Origin of the sequence: Acinetobacter defluvii, from assembly GCF_001704615.3 — a bacterium.
GTDB lineage: Bacteria > Pseudomonadota > Gammaproteobacteria > Pseudomonadales > Moraxellaceae > Acinetobacter > Acinetobacter defluvii.
This window is the reverse complement of the sequence record NZ_CP029397.2, coordinates 2,474,863-2,493,117: the sequence shown is the minus strand read 5'-3', so window position 1 is coordinate 2,493,117 and position 18,255 is coordinate 2,474,863. Positions and strand designations below refer to the sequence as shown.

The window sequence follows — 18,255 nt, the reverse complement described above, 5'->3', positions numbered from 1 at the left end:
GATGGAATTTACTTTTAATGCATTTTATACGCTGATTGCTGCGGTAATTGTATTACTGCTTGGGCGTATTTTAGTCAATAAAATTGACTTCTTGCGTAGATATAATATCCCAGAACCCGTTGCAGGCGGCTTAGTCGCTGCGGTGGTGTCATTGATCATCCATAATATGTTTGGTTATAGCATTACTACCAGTAGCGAGTTACAAACCAGTTTTATGTTGGTGTTTTTTGCATCGATTGGTTTAAGTGCTAACTTTGCTAAGCTAAAAGAAGGTGGGGTGGGGTTAGTCATCTTCTTGGTTTGTGTTGCTTCTTTTATTATTGTACAAGATGTTGTCGGCATGAGCCTAGCGTCTGCTTTAGGATTAGACCCATTGATTGGTTTGATCGCAGGTTCAATCACTTTAACAGGTGGTCATGGTACAGCCGGGGCTTGGGGTGAAATTTTAGAAACCCAACATGGCATTCAAGGTGCATTGGCTTTAGGTATGGCGAGTGCGACTTTTGGTTTGATTATCGGTGGTATTATTGGTGGACCTTTAGCCAAACTGTTAATTAACCGCTATCAACTTTCAAGTCCTAGAACGCGCAGTGAGGTAGATGATGCCAATAGCGAGCCACTGAGCGGTTTAGGTGAATATGTTCCGTTTGAATATCCACAACAAGTACGTTTAATCACTGCAGATAATGCCATTACAACTTTAGGTTTATTTGCAGCATGTCTTGCTTTTGCTGAATTTATGACAGGTTACAGTAAAGGGCAATGGTTTGAATTACCTACATTTGTTTGGGCACTCGGTGGAGGTGTAATTTTACGTAATATTTTAGAAAGTGTATTACGTATTAATATGTTTGACCGTGCAATTGATGTGTTTGGTAATGCTGCATTGTCTTTATATCTTGCTATGGCATTGTTATCATTGAAATTATGGCAATTGGCTGATTTGGCAGGACCATTGGTGGTGATTCTGACTGCACAAACGCTGACAATGGCTTTATATGCTGCATTTGTGACATTCCGAGTAATGGGTAAAAACTATGATGCGGCTGTTTTGGCAGCAGGTCACTGTGGTTTTGGTATGGGGGCGACACCAACCGCGGTTGCAAATATGCAGGCGATTACCAATATGTATGGTCCTTCACATAAAGCATTCTTAATTGTACCTTTATGTGGTGCTTTCTTTGTTGACTTGATCAATGCAACAGTGATTCAGGTGATTTTAAAATTCTTTGTTTAAAATTAGACAATTGAAGAAAAAGCCAATCTTTAAAGATTGGCTTTTTAATCTGTTGATTTTATGAATAATGAATTGGTTTGAAAGTGTTTATTTAAAATAAAAAATTCAGTGTCTAAATATTCAATAAAGTGAGTTTCGCATTATACTATTTAGATATGACAAAAAAAAAATTAACAGTTTTTATTGTGTGTTTGTGTTCTGATATGGGCAAAAGTGAGAATCATATTTTTATGCAAAAAATTAGCTTATGGTTTCTAATGTGCTGTGTGATGTTGACTGCATGTCAAAGTAACCCATTAGAGTCTACTTCTGTCACTACTTCTCCAATTTCTGTGGCACGTTCACAGTTAGATAAAAGTTTTTATAAGTTTAAAAATTCACATAAAAAACCAGTGGTTGCTTTGGTGTTAGGAAGTGGGGGTGCAAGAGGTTATGCACATATTGGTGTGATTGAGGTATTGGAGCAACAAGGGATCAAACCTGATTTTATTGTAGGAACTAGCGCTGGGAGTATTGTGGGTTCTCTTTATGCGAGTGGCAAATCTGCGGAAGAATTACGAGAAATTGCACTAAATTTAAAAGTAAAAGATGTGCGTGAGTTCAAAATCGGAATGAAAGGCTTTTTTGATGGACAAAAAGTTGAAGATTTCATCAACTCACAAGTTGCAAACCAAACACTCGAACATATGAAAATCCCCATGTATGTAGTTGCAACACAATTAAAAAATGGGCAGAAAGTTGTTTTTAATTATGGCAATACAGGACAGGCAGTACGTGCATCTGTGTCTATTCCAAGTATGTTTATACCGACTACTATTAATGGAGATGAGTATGTCGATGGGGGATTAGTTAGTCCTGTTCCCGTGGATGTAGCAAGAAATTTAGGTGCTGATATTGTGATTGCTGTAAATATCTTAGCACAACCTGCTCATACGGAAACCAGTAATGTTTGGGGATTGTTCAACCAAAATATCAATATTATGCAAAGCCATTTAGCGGCTGAAGAGCTAAAAAATGCAGATATTGTGATACAACCTGATTTGCGTGAAAAAGCACATATTTTTGATGTAAAAACACGTGAATATACCATGCAAGTGGGGCGAGATGCAGCCCAACAAAGACTGAATGATATTAAAACAGTGTTGAATATTAAAAAGAAAGAACTAGGGCAAGAGCAGTTTGCTGAGTTAACTGTTAAAAATTAAATTATAGGTTTTAGCTATCATGTTATCTCGTTTGGAATGATATTTTAAAATTTCATAATTTTATGGTTTTAAAAATCATTTACTTATATTTACTCATTTTATAAAAATATTTATAATTTGATTAATTTTAATATTTATAATGTATTTATATTTAGTTTAAGAATTTAAAATGACGAAAATTATTATAGGTGAAAAAGTAAAACTTGCAACACAACCAGAATTGGTTTTTGTGGTCACTAAAATCAATTTGGATCAATCCTATGAAATACAACTGCAAAACTTTAGTAATCAGGTCTTAAGTTATGACAATATTCCCCTGGAAATGTTACGTGTTGTATCTTTTATAAAAGAATAGAGCGCTAAACTATAGATTTTATAAATGGCTTCAATGAGAAATATCATAGGAGGGAATGGTCAATTGCCGAATTAAACATATTTTTTGTTTGAAAAGATATATAATAATAGCCCTCTATCTCCTGTCTGAACACTGAGTCAAGAAAACAATGTCACCACTCGATCAAATGATCCCTGCAACAGAAGACCAATCTGAACTAACGATGTCAATTTTGATGACGCCTGACATGGCAAACTTTTCAGGTAATGTACATGGAGGCACCATTTTAAAGTTGCTTGACCAAGTCGCTTATGCATGTGCAAGTCGTTATTCAGGGAGTTATGTTGTCACTTTATCTGTGGATAAAGTGAATTTCAAAGAGCCCATTCATGTTGGTGAATTAGTGACATTTTTAGCCAGTGTCAATCATGTAGGTCGCACATCCATGGAAATAGGTATTCGTGTTGAAGCTCAGAATATCCAAAAGCGTTCTATGCGCCATACCAATAGCTGTTATTTCACCATGGTTGCTGTAGATGAAAATGGTAAACCAAAACAAATTCCACCGTTAAATTTGGATAATGACTGGAAACGTTGTCGTTTTGAGGCGGCAGAACATCGTAAAGTTGCACGTTTACAAGAAAATCATCATCCTTCGTGCAGTATTTATAAAAAAAGTTCACATAGTTAATTCAAAAACCTCCATTTGGAGGTTTTTTTATAAGCATATTTGATCTTAAGCAAATTAGTGCATATCCCTAGATAAATGCAGCTAGAGATTTTATGAATTTGTAAGTTTATAAAAATTAAATAAATAGGATTTATTGAGTGCTTTTAGAGATGAGGTCAGAGGAAAAAAGTATTTATTAAGTTGAAAATGATTTCTTAAAATCAGACGAAACGTCGCATATCGTTTGGTTGCAGGGATGAATAATACAATTAACTTAGTTCAAAATGATAGGTTATGGAATAGAAATTTTATTTTATGCATATTTAATAACTTATTTTTATTTACTTACTATTTTGCATTTTTAACGATTTTACCTGTTTATATTTTAAAATCTTTGGGTGGCTCAGTTCAGCAAGCGGGATTGGCACTGACTTTGTTTTTAGTGTCATCTATTGTGGTACGTCCATTTTCTGGTTTAATCATTGAAAAAATAGGCAAGAAACTGGCTTTTCGAGGTTCTGAATTGCTATTTGTTCTATGCGCTTTTACTTATCTCTTGGCAGATAGTTTATGGATCTTATTGGCAGTGCGTTTTATTCATGGGATTTGGTTTAGTATTTTAACCACTGTTGCTGTGCCCATCACCAACGAGTTTATTCCTGAACATCGTAAAGGTGAGGGCATGGGTTATTTTGTCATGTCAACCAACTTGGCTGTGGTATTTGGTCCGTTGATTGCTTTAACTGTCTTACAATTTTCTGATTTTATTACTGTTTTTCAGGTATTAACTGCAATTATTTGTCTTGGTTTTTTGTTTTGTCTCGTTATTCCAGTACCTTCTAATTTTACGATAAAGCTTAATAAAAATGAGACTAATCCTCGTCTAAAGTTTACAGATATTATCGAAAAACGCGCGATTCCAATTGGTTGTGTGGCATTGTTGGTTGCTTTTGCGTATTCCAGTGTTATGAGTTTTATTACTGCGTATGCTGAAGTGCAAAAATTACTGCAATATGTGAGCTTATTTTTTATTATTTTTGCATTGGCAATGATTGCGGTACGTCCCTGGGTGGGTAAAATTTATGACCGTAAAGGTGCGAGTGCTGTGATTTATCCATCCTTTGTATCCTTTGCTATTGGTTTGGTGATTGTCAGTTTTGCCGATTCACAATGGATTTTATGGCTAGCGGCGGTATTTATCGGTATGGGGTATGGTTCGCTATTTCCATGTTTTCAAACGGTTGCCATACAAGCTGTATCTAAAGAGCGAATGGGACATTCTATTTCAACTTTTTTTACCTTGTTTGATTTTGGTATGGCTCTAGGTTCTGTGGTCATGGGTTTGATTATTGCGTATTTAGGTTATCAATTTACTTATCTGTTTTGCGCAGTGGTGATTATGTTGACGATGCTTCTATATAAAATTAGCGTTGTACCAAAGTTAACTTCATTGAGATAAGCTAAGCGCTTTGCTTATATGGTATTGAATATTCGGTTATATTCTTTTGAAAAATAAAATAGATTTGAATAATTGAATCAGTAGGGGAAAATTTAAAAATTTGATATGTGCTGATAAAAAACGGCAGCTTAAATTTGGGTGATTCTACACAGCCACTTATAAAAGCTCTCAACTATATTTTTCAATTATATTTCAATATTCATGGCTGTAATATTGGCTACCTCTGTCTGAATGAACAGTTAAGCCTGGTGGTGATTTTTGATTCCGAATACCATTAAAAATATCACAGTCCAGTTGTGCTGTCATACGCCCATTTAAGCTATTTAGCCTATCTCCCATTTTGTATAAAGACCTTTTAAAACTGTCTTTCTTTTAAAGCGCTTATGACGCTTGCAATACAGTTGATTAAACTTCTTGATTGCACATTTTGGATACTGCCTGATGTCATCTTGCTGTGATTGTAAATATCTAGTCAAACGGATATCTCCATAGCCTTCTTTAGTCTCCTGATGCGCCATTTTGACCCATATCATCTGCTGAGTTCTTTGAAGCTTGCGTTGGCTTAAATTTTTTTAGCCAAATATAAAATTTTAAAACTGATACTTTAAATAGCTTCGCTCTCGCTAAAAAATTATGTGAATCCTATATTTAGTCAAATTTAATGGTTGTTAAAAATATTATTTTCCTATTTATGCAACGCTGTGTTGCAAGCTGAGCAGAAATGAGCGACTTGGATTTTCATTTTTTAATGTTATAGTGAGAATGATTCTCTTTAAACTTATCACTCTTATTTGTTAATCGACGACATCGTTTAACCCTCAGATTTTATATGTTGTGACTATGCTGCTCAAACGAAGATTCTTATTGCTGTTGTTAATCCTATTGTCTGGCATTTCGCTATTTGTTGGTGTCGGTGATGTCAGTATCACAGGATTATTGGCGGGTAATGCAGCAGACTGGGAACTCTTTTGGACCAGTCGATTACCACGCTTAATGGCAATTTTGGTGGCAGGGGCAGGTTTGAGTGTGTGTGGTTTAATCATGCAAACCCTAAGCCGTAATCGCTTTGTGTCACCCACCACAGCAGGTTTATTTGATTGTGCACGATTGGGTGTGTTGATTGCGATTATTTTACTGCCAACTGCTTCGATTTTTGTCAAAACTTCATTTGCAATCATTATTACCTTAATCGGTGCCATGCTGTTTATGCAGATTTTGGCACGACTCAAACATCGAGATACGGTATTTATTCCGTTGGTTGGGATGATTTTCGGGAGCATCATTTCAGCAGTCACGACATTTATTGCATTACAACTTGATCTTTTACAAAGTCTTGCAGGGTGGTTGCAAGGTGATTTTTCCACCATTTTAAGTGGTAAATATGAACTGATTTACCTGAGCTTACCGATTTTGGCATTGGTTTATGTTTTTGCCAATCGCTTTATTTTGGCTGGTTTAGGTGATGATTTTGCCACAAATTTGGGACTGAACTATCAGCAAACTTTATTCATTGGTTTATTACTGGTCTCAGTGATTACAGGTGTGGTGATTGTTACGGTTGGTGTGATTCCATTTTTAGGTTTAATCGTGCCGAATATTGTCAGTCTATATTTGGGGGACAACATCCGTAAAACGCTGTCGCATACCGCTCTGTTAGGCGCGTTATTGGTTTTACTTTGTGATGTGTTTGGACGAATTGTGATTTTCCCGTATGAGGTGTCGATCAGTTTAATTATGGGTGTGTTAGGCAGTGCGATTTTCTTGTGGCTGTTGATCAGGAGTTATCGCCATGTCTAATTCGCTCAAATTATTTATTCTTATCCTGCTGATTTTACTCAGTACAGCAGGTTATTTACTGTGGGATTTGGGTACAGCGTGGAAATACGCTCTCAGTCTTCGATTCAATACCATTTTAGCCATTGTGGTGGCAGGTACAGCGATTGGAACATCAACCTTGGTGTTCCATAGTTTGGTCAATAATCGGGTGGTGACACCACAAACCTTGGGTTTAGACAAATTATTTGAATTGTCTAAAACCATGATGATTTATTTCTTTGGTGCCAGTGCATTATTGTCCTTAAATGCTGTCACGGATTATCTGTTTAGCATTGCCTTGATGCTGATCTTTGCCTTGATGCTGTATTACTTTATTTTCAAAAAAGCGGCTGCACACAATATTTATTTTCTACTTTTGGTGGGACTGATCTGCGCTACGTTATTTGACAGTATGACCACTTTTTTTCAGGTCTTACTTGATCCAAGTGAGTTTCAGGTGGCGGCTTATGTCGGTTTTGCTAGTTTTAACGTGGTGAAAATTCCACCGTTGATTTTATCGACATTGACCATTTTGCCTATTGTGCTGTATTGCCTCATGAAAACCCGTACTTTGGATGTATTGGCATTGGGGCGTGATTATGCGCTGAATTTGGGCGTGGATTATGACAAGACCAGTCGAACTTTATTTATTTTAGTGGTGTTTGCTTTGGCTTCAGCAACGGCTTTGGCAGGACCGATGATGTTTCTTGGTTTGTTGGTGTTGAACATTACGCTTGAAGTGTTTAAGACGCATCGTCATCGAATTTTACTGCCTGGAATTATTCTCGTGAGTATTTTGGCGTTATTGATTGGGCAATTTTTAGTGTTGCATGTGTTGAATTATAAAACCACGCTCAGTGTGATGATTAACTTTGTCGGTGGAATCTATTTTTTTTGGATCTTGTTAAAGGAGAATAAAAAGTGGCAATTGTCTTAAAACAACTGTGCAAAAGTTATCAGGGACATAGCGTGGTGGAAGATGTGTCGCTACAGATTGAAAAAGGGCAGTTTACCGCTTTTATTGGTCCAAATGGTGCAGGAAAAAGTACGGTCTTAGGCATGATGAGTCGTTTGTTGGCCGCAGATTCGGGCGAAGTTGAACTGGATGGGCAGCGCATTGATCAGATGAAAAGTGCAGAGATTGCCAAGAAAATGGCGATTTTAAAACAAGCCAATCACACCGAATTGCGTCTGAGTGTGGAAGATGTGGTGGCATTTGGACGTTTTCCGCATTCCCAAGGCAGATTGACCGATGAAGATCAAGTGAAAATAGATCAAGCCTTAGCGTATATGCATTTGCAAGAATTACGTCATCAACAACTCAGCACCTTGTCAGGTGGGCAACGACAACGTGCTTATATCGCCATGGTATTGGCGCAAGACACGGACTACATCTTACTGGATGAGCCGTTGAATAATTTAGACATGAAACATTCTGCCCAGATTATGCGTGTGCTGAAAGATTTGGCAGAACATCATGGTAAATCCATCATTGTGGTGATTCATGATATTAATTTTGCATCCGTTTATGCCGATCAGATCATTGCCATGAAAAATGGAAAATTGCTGTATCAAGGTACACCAGATAGCTTGATGCAAGAAGATATTTTACAGGACATTTTTGATTTTCACATTCCGATTCAAAATGTTCAGCAACATAAATTAGGTTTATATTTCATTAGTTAGGAGCATGTGATGCGTTTTCATCAAAAGTTAATCGCAATTTCTTTGACGGCTGCATTGGCGGCATGTTCGGCGCAAAATTCATCTTCTGAATCGAAGCAGAATACGCAGACATCTGAACAAAGTACAAACACAGTGACTTATCAGAGTAAGGCAGGTGAGATCACGATTCCTCAACATTTGAGCCGTATTACGGTATTGGATACCAATGCGCTCAATACCATTCAAACCTTAGGCGCATCGGATCAAGTGGTGGCATTGCCGCAAGGGACGCCCTTACCCGCAGCGATCAAAAGTTTTGCCAATGCTGAAAAATATCAAGATACAGGTACAGCAACCGAGCCAAACTTAGAAAAAATTGCTGCAAGTCAGCCTGAGTTAATTATTCTCAGTAACCGTATGGAAAAACATACGGATCAAATGAAAGCGATTGCACCCACTTATAATGCTCAAGTGGATTATGCTGATCGTTTAAATTCATTTAAACAGCAAACCTTAAATATTGCGACGATGGTGGGTAAAAAAGCCGAAGCTGAACAACAGTTGCAAGCACTAGAACGTGATATGCAAGCCTTAAGAGAAAAAACCAAAGGCAAAACAGCCTTGGTGATTTTGGTCAATAACAATAAATTATCGGCGTATGGCGTGGGTTCTCGTTTTGGTTTAATCCATGATTTATATGGCTTTAGCCCTGCGGATGACAATATTAAAGTCGGTACGCATGGTATGTCTGTGTCACATGAGTTTATTGCACAAACCAACCCAGATTATCTATTTGTCATTGATCGAGGTGCAGCCATTTCTGAAAAATCAGGTGGTGCGCAAAAAGTCTTGGACAATGCGATTGTGAAACAAACCAAAGCAGCACAAAATAATAAAATTATTTATTTAGATTCAAGTACATGGTATTTGATGAATGACAGCTTAGGCGGTATGCAGAGTATGTTGAAAGAAGTGCAGAATGCTGTTTAATCTCTTATTTTAATAAAATTGATCATGATGGAAGTCTATATGATTTAAATTATATAGACTGTTAACTCTGTTTCATGGAAATGATTAATCTGACTCACTCACAATATATTGAATTAATTGATCTAAAGCCTGCTGTGTACGTTCCGTCAATTCAAAAGAACAATTGATGCGTAAATGATGTGGTGTTTTATCGGAGCGATAAAATAAAGCACCTGAAGCGACGCCAATTTGATGCAGCAACATTTCATGATAAACCACATTGCTGTTGATACGCTCAGGTAACGAGATCCATAAAAAATAACCCGATGGATAATAATGTATTTTAAAAGTCTCTGGTAAATGCTTACTGAGATATTGATAATACTGATTTTTTAAGCGCTTTAACGTGTTACGCAAGGTTTTTAAATGTTTTTCATAGTAACGATGAGATAAATAATCAGCGAGTGCATTTTGAATAAAAGAATTAACCGATAACGTACTCATGAGTTGCAAATGCTGAATATTTTCAGAAAATTTTCCCGCATAAACCCAACCTATCCGAAAGCCTGCACCTAAGGTTTTGGAAAATGAAGAACAGTGGAATACTAAATTTTGCTGATCAAAATACTTCATGGATAAGGGTTTTTTATGATCAAAATACAGTTCTTCATAGACATCATCTTCAATCAGATAAATATGATGTTCTTGTAATAATTTTGCCAATTGTAATTTGATTTCATCACTTACGGTAAATCCAATCGGATTATGACTATTCAACATCAGCAAACATACTTTGATGGGATAGTTTGAAATCGCATTTTTGAATGCGTCTAAATCTAAACCATGTTCAGGATGCTCAGGAATGGTGATGACTTTTAAGCCCAAATGTTCTGTTGCTTGCCACGCACCATAAAAAATTGTTTCTTGTAAAAGAATATAGTCACCCGGCTGGGTTAAAGTTTGCAAAGCGAGATTCAGTGCATCTAAACCCCCTGAGGTAATCACAATATCTGATGGATCGGTAGGAATTCCTTGCATACAGTAACGCTGTGCAATCAGTTTACGCAGTTCAAGATTGCCCGGTGGTAAACTCGGCACTTGTTCATAGCTTTGACGATGTTTGGCACGTTGTGCCAATGTTTGCATCAGTTTCGTTGAGTACAGCAGTTGACTGTCAGGAAATGCGATGCCGAATGGAACAATATTCTCAGATTGAATCGATTTTAAATAACGAAAAACAGTGGAGTTAATTTCAATTTTTTCATTGAGAATGACGGTTTTTGCGATTTCTAAACTATTTGGGTCTTCTGCAATAAAGTAGCCCAATTTTTCTTTGGAATAAATTAATCCTTGCGCTTCCAATTCTTGGTACGCATTCATCACTGTAATCAAACTAAAGCCTGAAATTTCAGCTTGTTGGCGTAAAGATGGGAGCTTTTCATTGGCTTTCCACGCACCACTTTCAATTAAGTGTTTTAAACTGAGTGCAAGCTGTTCAGATTTATACATAGAAAATGACTCAACTGATTCACAAAGAAAATATGGATAGCGCTGACTATCCATATTTTAGCGATTTTATTTGTTGTTAAAACAGCAAGATTAAATTTAAACCTAAAAATATGATCAAAAATGTGCTTTAACATTATGGATATGCAAAAGACAGCATGATTTTAAAGAAACCTGCAATCAGCGCTAATCCTAAAAAACCGACCAACCATAAGCAGATAAACCATTGTGTAGAACTCATTTTGCTGAACAATTTATTCATTTTCAAAGTACCTCGACACATTGTTAAGTCGGAAAGACGAGTATTAACGATTTATACCGATCTTCCCGAAAGTCCAAAATTTAACGCTTAGTGATAACCTTCATCACCAACACGTACTTTGTCACGAAATACCCAATAGGATAGGAAGGTATAAGCGATAATGATTGGGATCAAAATCACTGCACCAACTAAGGTAAATTTCAAGCTTGATTCAGGTGCAGCAGCTTGCCAAATCGTGACAGATGGCGGAATGATATTGGGCCATAAACTGATCACAAAACCTGTAAATGCCAAGAACACTAACGCTAAAGTATAGATAAAGGGTTTGCTGTCATGCTTTTGATTGCATGATTTTAAAATCAATCCAACAAAGATCAGTACTAAAACGGGTACAGGGCTGAAATAAAGGAAGTTCGGTAAAGAGAACCAGCGATCCGCAATTTCAGGGTGAGTCATTGGGGTATATAAACTTACGCCTGCAAAAATGAGTAATAGTGCAATCAACAATTTTGGCATAAATTTATACATCTGCTTCTGTAGTTTTGCATCGGTTTTCATAATTAACCAACCACAACCTAAAGTGGCATACATTGCAACTACACCAATACCCGAGAAGATCGAGAATGGCGTTAGCCAATCCCATCCGCCACCTGAGTAGATGCCATTCGTGGTTTCAATTCCTTGAATATATGCACCTAAAATCACCCCTTGGAAAAAACTCGACAGAATTGAACCCCAAATAAAAGCTTGATCCCACAAGTATTTTGTACGTGTCGCTTTAAATCGAAACTCAAAAGCAACACCACGGAAAATCAGTGCAACGACCATAAATGTGATGGGTAAATACAATGCTGATAGTACAGTAGAATATACGAGAGGAAAGGCAGCATATAAACCAGCACCGCCTAAAACCATCCATGTTTCATTGCCATCCCACACGGGAGCAACGGTATTCATCATCACATCGTGTTCTTGGTGATCTTTGATAAAGGGAAATAAAATACCGATCCCAAGATCAAATCCATCTAAAATCACATAGATCAGTACACCTAAACCGATAATGCCGACCCAAACCAATACAAGATCAATCATGATGTTTCTCCTTATTTTGATCAGGTTGCGATTTTTGAGTGTCAGTCACATCATCAAATGCATCCTCTACAGCACTCAGTGGGCGTAAAGGGGTTTTAAAATGTCCTAAACCTGCTTGTTCAGGTGACACACTTTCAATAAATGACGGTCCTGTTTTGATGAGTTTCAGCATGTAATAAATACCACTACCAAAAACAACGGCATAGACCAAAACGAAGATAATTAAACTTAAGCCGACTTGATCTGCTGTCACACCATGCGATAAACCATCTTGTGTACGCATGACGCCATAGACTACCCACGGTTGACGTCCAACTTCAGTGGTTACCCAGCCTGCTAGTAAAGCGATATAACCTGTAGGTCCCATCACAATTGCAAATTTATGAAACCATGCACTTTCGTATAAACGCCCTGTTTTACGTAACCATAATGCTGTAAGTGACAATAACACCATCAACATGCCAAGCCCGACCATGACACGGAAGCTCCAAAATACGATGGGTACATTCGGTCGATCTTCTTTGGCAAAGTCTTTCAAACCTTTAACTTCACCTTGCATAGAATGGGTCAGAATAATACTGCCGAGATTTGGAATACCGATCTCAGTATTGTTATGTTCATTTTCCATATCTGGTAATGCAAAGAGTAACAACGGCATGCCATGATCACGATTCGTTTCCCAATGACCTTCAATTGCTGCTAGTTTTGCGGGTTGGTGTTTTAAGGTATTTAAACCGTGGTTATCACCGATCACGACTTGTAAGAGTGAAGTGACCAAAACCATCCAAAGCCCCATAGAAAGTGACTTTTTGACCAATTCATCACGGCGACCTTTAAACAAGTGCCATGCTGCTGTTCCTACAACCAATAGCGAGGATACTAAGAACGCAGCGGTTGCCATATGCGCAAAGCGATAAGGGAAGGATGGATTAAAAACAATCGCCCACCAATTGGTTGGAACAATGACGCCATTTTCAATCGCAAAGCCTTGAGGTGTTTGCATCCAACTGTTGGAAGATAAAATCCAAAACATTGAAATGCAGGTACCGATTGCCACCATTAATGTTGCAAAAAAATGTGCTTTAGGGCTAACACGTCCCCACCCAAACAGCATGATACCTAAAAATCCAGCTTCGAGGAAAAAGGCACTGAGCACTTCATAGGTAAGCAATGGACCTGTGACTGAGCCTGCTACACGAGAGAATTCACTCCAGTTCGTACCAAACTGATAGGCCATCACTACACCTGATACCACACCCATTCCGAAAGCAACAGCAAAAATTTTAATCCAATATTTGAATAAATCTTTATAAATCAGGTTTTGGGTACGTAACCATTTCCATTCCAATAAGGCAAGAAAACAGGCTAAGCCAATTGATGTTGCAGGAAAAATAATGTGAAAAGATACAGTAAATGCAAACTGTATTCGTGCCAACTCTAAAGCAGTTAATCCGAGACTCATATTACTGCTCCTCGACGCTGAATGAATGTGATGGAGAAAACTGTCAAAAGACAGCGGAAAAGATCAAGAAAAAGAATAGATCGCTCCATAGAAACTACCTATTGAAAATAATTAATGACCATTTTGCATAAGTTTTTTTGAATAAGTAGATACAGGAAAACCCCCAATAAAATATAACAGGATGTGTTTTAAATTTTATCTTGTTATATTTTTTTCTTGTCAATCTGTAGCTATCCAAGGATGTAAAATCCATTGAGAATGAAAACAATGAAAGATTTCAGTCTTAGGGTGAAGCGATGTTCGTCACAGAGCAATTAAATAAAATTCCGAAGTTAATCGAGGAGCAGGGCTTTTCAGATAGACTGCAAAAAATGTTTGAACAGCATTATGTCAATTTAGAAGCAACATTATTACGTGCCAAAGTTTTACGTGAATTTTCAACAGCTAAAGTTCAGTACATTGCGCAGTCAGCCGTTCAGTCTGAACAGGCTAATTTAGCTTTTTTATTTGCACCATTTATTCTCGCAAACTTAAACCATCGTGTGATTTACCATACACCTGCGACACCAGCAGTATTGAATATTCTCAATCGTTACTATCAGGCTGAAAAAAAGCAAAATTTAAAAACAGAAGATGCTTTATCAGCACTGAATTTGTATTTAGACCTCAGTAATGATGAATTGGACGAGGTCGAATTTTTTTATTATTCATTAATCAAAGCGCTATGCCGTTCAGATGTTTCACAGATTTTTTTAATCACAGATTTAAAACTTGATATTGCCAAAATTGAGGAAGTAGAAAAGTTTTTTAGAGTGGTGATTCATTATATTGAAACAGATCTGCATGATCAGATGATTGATGTAACTGAATTAAATATGCGTAAACTCTTCTTTAAAAATAAAGATGATCAATATGTTGCACTGTGTGAAAAATTTTCAAAACTCAATGCGCAATTATTGATGTGTTATGGCACGTATAACCGTGAGCAAGCGACCCATTTGGTCGATGATATGTTCTATGCCGAGCATATTTATGAAAAATTATCTGTCTATGCGGAATATATGCAGACACGTTTACAACACGATGCCAGCAAACTCAATGCACAATTCCTCGCTTAAGTGAATGTATTGACTTTGATTTAAAGCATTTGGTCTTTCATATTTATTGCATCAACAGGTCATCTCCCATGTTTTTATATGCTGATTTTGATTAGAACTTAGTGATAGGTTCCAGTAAAAGGTAGACATGCGCTTGGGACTTAGAGGATTCGCTTTTCTTGTGTTTAAAATATTGGTTATATCTAAGATATTGTTCTTATTTAAAATAAAACACTCCGAAGATGCCGCTGCATGGTCGTTACCCTGAACCCGATGAGTTCAAGGTGGACACGACGCGTACTTAATGGGTTTCCCACTCAAGGCGGGCATACACTCAAAATACACAGAACGCATCCGTAGTTTTAAGTATCGGCAGGGGAATAAACGTACTGGCGAACATCCCAGAGATAGATTAAGTATACAGATTCTTGCTGTAGAGGCAAATGCTGAATTTTATGAAAATGGCAGAATCTGTACCAAGCAAGATTCAAATGCACAAACAAAAAGCGATTTATACAGCTTTTTCAACGTCTTTTAAAATTTCCTCAAGTAAACGTTCACAATGTGTATATTCTTGTAAGGACTTGTTTAAAGACAAAACTTCTTGCATTAACTCCAACGCCACCATGATCATGAGTTTGTTATGTTCCATATTGGGTGCTTTACGTCGAAATTCTTGAAATTTTTCATTCAATAATTTACCTGCACGTTCAAGCTCAGCTTTCTGATCAGCAGTAGTACTGAGGCGAAAAATTTGTTCAATTAAACGTAATTCAACCACAACAACTTCAGACATGATTAGACTTCCTCATTGGTTTCAGATGGATGAGCAAGCTGTTGAATTTCTTGCGCATGCTGATCTTGTTCAGTGCCTAAAATCGCTAAACGTTGAATAATCGCTTCAACTTTGGTTTTGGCGTGATCATTTTTCTGAATTAAGCGTTCACGTTCACTGAGCAAGTCTTTGATTTCTTGTTGAGAGTGGCGCTGTTCAGTTTGTAACTTTTCTTTGAGAATTCGTAATTCATTACGCTCAGCTAAAATCTCCTGAAAGCGCGTTTTGAGGTCGGTACAGCTTTTTTCTAAACGTCCATAACGTTCTGCCAAAGCAGTTGCATCAGTGTTCAGTTGAGTAAATTGTTTTTGTAAAGCTGAGAGTTGTTCGGTCAAGCTTTCAATTTCATCTTGCTTTTGGGTGATAATGCCATTTTTATGCAAGATCTGAGCATGTGCTTGTTCCTCACTGTTATCTTTCTCTTTTAACAGTGCTGAATTTTCTTTCTCAGTCGTTTCAATACGTGTTTTTAAAACACCAATATGCGTTTGTAGACGCTGTAATTGTTCTAGCATAACGGGTCGCACAGATTTGCAATCAAAGGTAATATATACAGAAGTATAGAGATTGGATAAACGAATGCAAGACGATATTTCAGGTTGGTCAGATTGGGATCAAAATTTTGGTCAAATTGAAGAAATTTCAAGCCCAAGTGAGTTACATGGTTTACTCACAGGTATAGTTTGTGTTACTGAAGTGCCATCTCGTGATGAATGGTTACAAATTTTATCGACCATTGATATACCAAAAATCAACGAAGATGCTTTGGCAATCTTGACTGAAGAAGCAGAAGATATTGCACATGCCTTGTCAGAAGATGAATTAGACTATTTACCTTTACTTCCAGATGACGAACATAGCCTTGCTGAGCGTGTGCAGGCTTTGGCAGATTGGTGTGCAGGTGTGGTTTTAGGTTTTGGTTTGGCATCAGGACATATTCGCTCAGATGAACAAGAGTTGATCGAAAGCTTACAAGATGTGGCTTCAGTTGAATTTGATGAAACTGATGATGACGAAGAAGGCGAGGAAAGCTACTTAGAACTTTATGAGTTTGTCCGTTTGATTCCTGTGTCTTTGTCTATGGGACGTAAGAAAATTCCAGTGCTAGAAAGTTCTTTGTTGCAAAATTTTCATAGCAAAATGAAATCTGCAATTGAGGCATCAGACAGTAGCAATGTGGTAGAGGTTTTTACGCCATACCGCCCAAGCTAAAATCTATAACAAGACTTTTGAATGCAGATTATTTCTGACACTTCAGAGGTCTTTTGATTTTTAACTTAAATTTCAACCCTCTAACGATAAGCTGAACACATAATGAAATTAACTCAAGCCGATTTTCAGGAACGTCGTGACCGCCTCGCAGAACAAATGGGTCCTAACAGTATTGCGATTATTGCTACTAGTCCAGAAGTGATGCGCAATCGAGATGCAGATTATAAATTTCGTGCGGACAGCAGTTTTTTCTATTTAACGGGATTTGCTGAACCTGAAGCGGTAGCAGTGATTGAAACTGACGAAACAGGTGAAGACTACATTTACAGTTTGTTCTGTCGTGAACGAAATCGTGAGATGGAAATTTGGAATGGTTATCGTGCTGGTATTGATGGTGCAATTGATGATTATGATGCAGACGAAGCCTATGCGATTGATTTATTAGATGAAGAGATCATCGAAAAATTACTCAACAAAGACAAATTATTTTATCGCATCGGACAACGTGCGGAGTTTGATGCTCGTGTAGCGAAATGGATTGCTAAAGCGACAGGTGAAACGCGTCGCGGAACGTCTGCACCTGCACAGATTGTGCAGTTAGATCGCATGATAGATGAAATGCGCTTACATAAATCAGCCAAAGAAATTGAGTTAATGCAGATTGCATCTGATATCAGTGCAGAAGCACATACGCGTGCCATGCAAACTGTACAGCCAAACATGATGGAATATGCTTTAGAGGCAGAATTGAATTATATTTTTGGTAAAAATGGCTGTGTTCCATCTTATAACAGCATCGTGGGTGGTGGTGAAAATGGGTGTATTTTGCATTATGTTGAAAATAATCAACCCTTAAAAGATGGTGATTTGGTTCTGATTGATGCAGCTTGTGAATATGAACTGTATGCCTCAGATATTACCCGTACTTTTCCTGTAAATGGTAAGTTTAGCCCTGAGCAAAAAGCATTGTATCAAGTTGTTTTAGATGCACAAATCGCTGCGATTGATGCTGTACGGATCGGAAATTCTTATAAAGAGCCACATCATGTTGCGGTGAAAATTCTCGTTCAAGGTTTACTTGATCTAGGCATTATGCAAGGTGATCTTGAAGAAATCATTGAAACTGAAAAATATCGTCAGTTCTATATGCATGGTACAGGACATTGGCTCGGTATGGATGTGCATGATGTAGGCACATATAAACATGGTGAAGATTGGCGTGTGTATGAAGAAGGTATGGTCGTAACGGTTGAGCCTGGTTTGTATATCGCACCTGATGATGAAACTGTGGATGTAAAATGGCGTGGCATCGGCATTCGTATCGAAGATGATGTGGTAGCAACTGCGAATGGACCCTTGGTTTTAACCAAAAATGTTGTGAAATCTATTGAAGATATTGAAGCGTTGATGGCAAAGTGATTTAAGTGAAAAAGAA

The 18,255-nt window shown here is 37.5% G+C and carries 18 protein-coding genes, 1 other RNA gene and 1 pseudogene; 12 read left to right on the top strand and 8 right to left on the bottom strand.

Features of this window, described 5'->3' with window-relative positions; genetic code table 11:
• Position 1 precedes the first annotated feature (1 nt).
• The 5 genes from gltS (at position 2) to DJ533_RS14300 (ending at position 4,905) form a co-directional block, all read left to right on the top strand.
• Positions 2-1,237 carry a sodium/glutamate symporter gene (gene gltS / locus DJ533_RS14320; RefSeq protein ID WP_065994707.1) on the top strand — a complete coding sequence of 412 codons (1,236 nt, stop codon included), beginning with the start codon at positions 2-4 and terminating at the stop codon, positions 1,235-1,237.
• A gap of 230 nt (positions 1,238-1,467) precedes the next feature.
• Positions 1,468-2,442: a patatin-like phospholipase family protein gene (locus DJ533_RS14315; RefSeq protein WP_065994734.1), complete on the top strand. Its 975-nt coding sequence runs from the start codon at positions 1,468-1,470 to the stop codon at positions 2,440-2,442.
• A 169-nt stretch (positions 2,443-2,611) separates the two neighbouring features.
• Positions 2,612-2,797, top strand: coding sequence for a hypothetical protein (locus tag DJ533_RS14310; protein WP_065994706.1), 186 nt, complete (start codon positions 2,612-2,614; stop codon positions 2,795-2,797).
• 148 nt (positions 2,798-2,945) lie between these two features.
• Positions 2,946-3,467 carry an acyl-CoA thioesterase gene (locus DJ533_RS14305; protein WP_065994705.1) on the top strand — a complete coding sequence of 174 codons (522 nt, stop codon included), beginning with the start codon at positions 2,946-2,948 and terminating at the stop codon, positions 3,465-3,467.
• Positions 3,468-3,702: 235 nt separating this feature from the next.
• On the top strand, positions 3,703-4,905 hold the full coding sequence (locus tag DJ533_RS14300; protein WP_065994704.1) for an MFS transporter: 1,203 nt from the start codon (positions 3,703-3,705) through the stop codon (positions 4,903-4,905).
• Positions 4,906-5,100: 195 nt separating this feature from the next.
• Here DJ533_RS14300 and DJ533_RS18960 read toward each other — a convergent pair.
• Positions 5,101-5,523 (bottom strand): annotated as a pseudogene (locus DJ533_RS18960) (IS3 family transposase); the annotation flags it as partial.
• A 225-nt stretch (positions 5,524-5,748) separates the two neighbouring features.
• Between DJ533_RS18960 and DJ533_RS14295 the strand changes: the two are divergent.
• From DJ533_RS14295 to DJ533_RS14280, 4 genes are read left to right on the top strand one after another with little or no spacing between them, the layout of a single operon-like run.
• Complete coding sequence (locus tag DJ533_RS14295; RefSeq protein WP_065994733.1) at positions 5,749-6,702, top strand: ABC transporter permease; 954 nt, start codon at positions 5,749-5,751, stop codon at positions 6,700-6,702.
• Positions 6,695-7,657: an iron chelate uptake ABC transporter family permease subunit gene (locus DJ533_RS14290; protein ID WP_065994702.1), complete on the top strand. Its 963-nt coding sequence runs from the start codon at positions 6,695-6,697 to the stop codon at positions 7,655-7,657. The genes DJ533_RS14295 and DJ533_RS14290 overlap by 8 nt, the downstream gene beginning before the upstream one ends.
• Positions 7,642-8,406 carry an iron ABC transporter ATP-binding protein gene (locus tag DJ533_RS14285; RefSeq protein ID WP_065994701.1) on the top strand — a complete coding sequence of 255 codons (765 nt, stop codon included), beginning with the start codon at positions 7,642-7,644 and terminating at the stop codon, positions 8,404-8,406. The genes DJ533_RS14290 and DJ533_RS14285 overlap by 16 nt, the downstream gene beginning before the upstream one ends.
• A gap of 9 nt (positions 8,407-8,415) precedes the next feature.
• Positions 8,416-9,375 (top strand): siderophore ABC transporter substrate-binding protein, encoded by a 960-nt coding sequence (locus DJ533_RS14280; RefSeq protein ID WP_065994700.1) that lies wholly within the window; start codon positions 8,416-8,418, stop codon positions 9,373-9,375.
• A gap of 84 nt (positions 9,376-9,459) precedes the next feature.
• Here DJ533_RS14280 and DJ533_RS14275 read toward each other — a convergent pair whose 3' ends face one another.
• From DJ533_RS14275 to DJ533_RS14260, 4 genes are all read right to left on the bottom strand, one after another.
• On the bottom strand, positions 9,460-10,863 hold the full coding sequence (locus DJ533_RS14275) for an aminotransferase-like domain-containing protein (RefSeq protein WP_065994699.1): 1,404 nt from the start codon (positions 10,861-10,863) through the stop codon (positions 9,460-9,462).
• A gap of 133 nt (positions 10,864-10,996) precedes the next feature.
• On the bottom strand, positions 10,997-11,122 hold the full coding sequence (locus tag DJ533_RS14270; RefSeq protein ID WP_089024797.1) for a DUF2474 domain-containing protein: 126 nt from the start codon (positions 11,120-11,122) through the stop codon (positions 10,997-10,999).
• A gap of 87 nt (positions 11,123-11,209) precedes the next feature.
• Complete coding sequence (cydB, locus tag DJ533_RS14265) at positions 11,210-12,214, bottom strand: cytochrome d ubiquinol oxidase subunit II (RefSeq protein ID WP_065994698.1); 1,005 nt, start codon at positions 12,212-12,214, stop codon at positions 11,210-11,212.
• Complete coding sequence (locus tag DJ533_RS14260) at positions 12,207-13,676, bottom strand: cytochrome ubiquinol oxidase subunit I (protein WP_065994697.1); 1,470 nt, start codon at positions 13,674-13,676, stop codon at positions 12,207-12,209. The genes cydB and DJ533_RS14260 overlap by 8 nt, the downstream gene beginning before the upstream one ends.
• Positions 13,677-13,972: 296 nt before the next feature.
• Between DJ533_RS14260 and DJ533_RS14255 the strand changes: the two genes are divergently transcribed.
• Positions 13,973-14,794 carry a hypothetical protein gene (locus tag DJ533_RS14255; RefSeq protein ID WP_065994696.1) on the top strand — a complete coding sequence of 274 codons (822 nt, stop codon included), beginning with the start codon at positions 13,973-13,975 and terminating at the stop codon, positions 14,792-14,794.
• 208 nt (positions 14,795-15,002) lie between these two features.
• On the opposite strand, the gene ssrS is transcribed toward DJ533_RS14255, so the two are convergent.
• The 3 genes from ssrS to DJ533_RS14240 all read right to left on the bottom strand — a co-directional run bounded on the left by ssrS (position 15,003) and on the right by DJ533_RS14240 (position 16,123).
• Positions 15,003-15,184: non-coding RNA, 6S RNA (gene ssrS / locus DJ533_RS14250), on the bottom strand.
• 100 nt (positions 15,185-15,284) lie between these two features.
• Positions 15,285-15,569: a cell division protein ZapA gene (locus DJ533_RS14245; protein WP_065994695.1), complete on the bottom strand. Its 285-nt coding sequence runs from the start codon at positions 15,567-15,569 to the stop codon at positions 15,285-15,287.
• Positions 15,570-15,571: 2 nt separating this feature from the next.
• Positions 15,572-16,123: a hypothetical protein gene (locus DJ533_RS14240; protein WP_065994694.1), complete on the bottom strand. Its 552-nt coding sequence runs from the start codon at positions 16,121-16,123 to the stop codon at positions 15,572-15,574.
• 64 nt (positions 16,124-16,187) lie between these two features.
• On the opposite strand from DJ533_RS14240, the gene DJ533_RS14235 reads away from it, so the two are divergent.
• Both DJ533_RS14235 and pepP read left to right on the top strand, forming a co-directional pair.
• Positions 16,188-16,820, top strand: a complete 633-nt coding sequence (locus DJ533_RS14235; RefSeq protein ID WP_065994693.1) for a UPF0149 family protein — start codon at positions 16,188-16,190, stop codon at positions 16,818-16,820.
• Positions 16,821-16,922: 102 nt separating this feature from the next.
• A complete protein-coding gene (gene pepP, locus DJ533_RS14230; protein WP_065994692.1) occupies positions 16,923-18,239 on the top strand; it encodes a Xaa-Pro aminopeptidase in 1,317 nt (438 codons plus the stop codon).
• The last annotated feature ends 16 nt before the right edge of the window (positions 18,240-18,255 follow it).

Coding starts and splice junctions, on each gene's coding strand:
- gltS (WP_065994707.1), top strand. CDS start 2: ATGGAATTTACTTTTAATGCATTTTATACGCTGATTGCTGCGGTAATT.
- DJ533_RS14315 (WP_065994734.1), top strand. CDS start 1,468: ATGCAAAAAATTAGCTTATGGTTTCTAATGTGCTGTGTGATGTTGACT.
- DJ533_RS14310 (WP_065994706.1), top strand. CDS start 2,612: ATGACGAAAATTATTATAGGTGAAAAAGTAAAACTTGCAACACAACCA.
- DJ533_RS14305 (WP_065994705.1), top strand. CDS start 2,946: ATGTCACCACTCGATCAAATGATCCCTGCAACAGAAGACCAATCTGAA.
- DJ533_RS14300 (WP_065994704.1), top strand. CDS start 3,703: ATGAATAATACAATTAACTTAGTTCAAAATGATAGGTTATGGAATAGA.
- DJ533_RS14290 (WP_065994702.1), top strand. CDS start 6,695: ATGTCTAATTCGCTCAAATTATTTATTCTTATCCTGCTGATTTTACTC.
- DJ533_RS14280 (WP_065994700.1), top strand. CDS start 8,416: ATGCGTTTTCATCAAAAGTTAATCGCAATTTCTTTGACGGCTGCATTG.
- DJ533_RS14275 (WP_065994699.1), bottom strand. CDS start 10,863: ATGTATAAATCTGAACAGCTTGCACTCAGTTTAAAACACTTAATTGAA.
- DJ533_RS14270 (WP_089024797.1), bottom strand. CDS start 11,122: ATGAATAAATTGTTCAGCAAAATGAGTTCTACACAATGGTTTATCTGC.
- cydB (WP_065994698.1), bottom strand. CDS start 12,214: ATGATTGATCTTGTATTGGTTTGGGTCGGCATTATCGGTTTAGGTGTA.
- DJ533_RS14260 (WP_065994697.1), bottom strand. CDS start 13,676: ATGAGTCTCGGATTAACTGCTTTAGAGTTGGCACGAATACAGTTTGCA.
- DJ533_RS14255 (WP_065994696.1), top strand. CDS start 13,973: ATGTTCGTCACAGAGCAATTAAATAAAATTCCGAAGTTAATCGAGGAG.
- DJ533_RS14245 (WP_065994695.1), bottom strand. CDS start 15,569: ATGTCTGAAGTTGTTGTGGTTGAATTACGTTTAATTGAACAAATTTTT.
- DJ533_RS14240 (WP_065994694.1), bottom strand. CDS start 16,123: ATGCTAGAACAATTACAGCGTCTACAAACGCATATTGGTGTTTTAAAA.
- DJ533_RS14235 (WP_065994693.1), top strand. CDS start 16,188: ATGCAAGACGATATTTCAGGTTGGTCAGATTGGGATCAAAATTTTGGT.
- pepP (WP_065994692.1), top strand. CDS start 16,923: ATGAAATTAACTCAAGCCGATTTTCAGGAACGTCGTGACCGCCTCGCA.